This is a genomic window from Weissella sp. DD23 (assembly GCF_001579105.1).
Lineage (GTDB): Bacteria > Bacillota > Bacilli > Lactobacillales > Lactobacillaceae > Weissella > Weissella cibaria.
Window position 1 is genome coordinate 210,320 of the sequence record NZ_KQ970390.1, and the last position, 1,092, is coordinate 211,411.

Annotated in this window: 1 protein-coding gene and 1 pseudogene; both read left to right on the forward strand. The window is 44.4% G+C overall.

Annotated elements, in window-relative coordinates:
- On the forward strand, positions 1-659 hold a 659-nt coding region (locus WEIDD23_RS14185; protein WP_242865357.1), incomplete at its 5' end, for an LCP family protein.
- A 124-nt stretch (positions 660-783) separates the two neighbouring features.
- Positions 784-1,092 (forward strand): annotated as a pseudogene (locus tag WEIDD23_RS01015) (1,4-beta-N-acetylmuramidase); the annotation flags it as partial.

Sequence of the window (1,092 nt, forward strand, 5' to 3'; positions counted from 1 at the left end):
TTAAGACGATTCAGGACTGGCTAAATATTCCAATTGACTTCTATGCATTGGTTAACATGGGTGGCATGGAAAAGGTTGTTAACAAAGTTGGCGGCATTACGGTGACGTCACCATTGACGTTTGCGTACAACCCTGAGACGGCTCACGCTGACGCGGGTGATTTGTACAGCTTTACGCAAGGATCAACAACGTGGTCATACAACGGTGTATCACACACCAAGATGACAGGTAAGGCTGCCTTGGCCTTCTCACGGATGCGTTACGATGATCCACAGGGAGACTACGGTCGTCAGGAACGTCAGCGATTGGTGCTGCAAGGAATTGTTGACGCAGCGAAGAGCAATCCAACAAAGTTGTTGAATACAGATTTCTTGAATTCAATTTCTTCATCAATGCAAACTGACTTGAGCTACAACGATATGTTAGCAATTGCGACAAAGTATTCAGGGGCGGCTAACAACGTGAAGAATGATCACATTCAAGGAACGGGTTACAGTTTGACGTCTGGCTCTACTGAAGTCGTTTCAAGCTCTGAACAACAACGTGCAACGAATGTGTTGCGCAAGGCGTTGGGCTTGCCAGCAGCTAATACAGGTAACTTATATGGTGGCAATATTTCCACTGATGTGATGATTGCCAATGGTGTACCAACTGAATAATAACGAAAAGAGTGCTATTTTGGGCACTCTTTTTTTGAGGGTAAAAATGCTTGTTTTTAACCGCAAGATAGCGCATTATAAAAAGTGAAATATGTAACAAGATTGAATTTGGGGAGTTAATGTGATGAATAAGGTAGTAAAAGCTCTTTTAATAGGAGCTGTGGGTGTTTTGGGCGCAACTTCGTTACTAACAACGTCGGCGTCGGCAGATAATCGGACAGGTTATATTTATTCGCCAGAAGTATCTACGGCTAATGGTGGTTGGAATTGGCTTGAAAATGGGAAACCGTATACAGGCTTCCGTTACTATATGGGGACGTATTATTGGTTTGTTAATGGTGTTCGCCAAAATGCCGGCTGGCGTGATGCCTGGGGCATGCGTTATTATACGGATGATAACGGCCGGGCCGTCCAGGGTAACCAAGCGATTAAT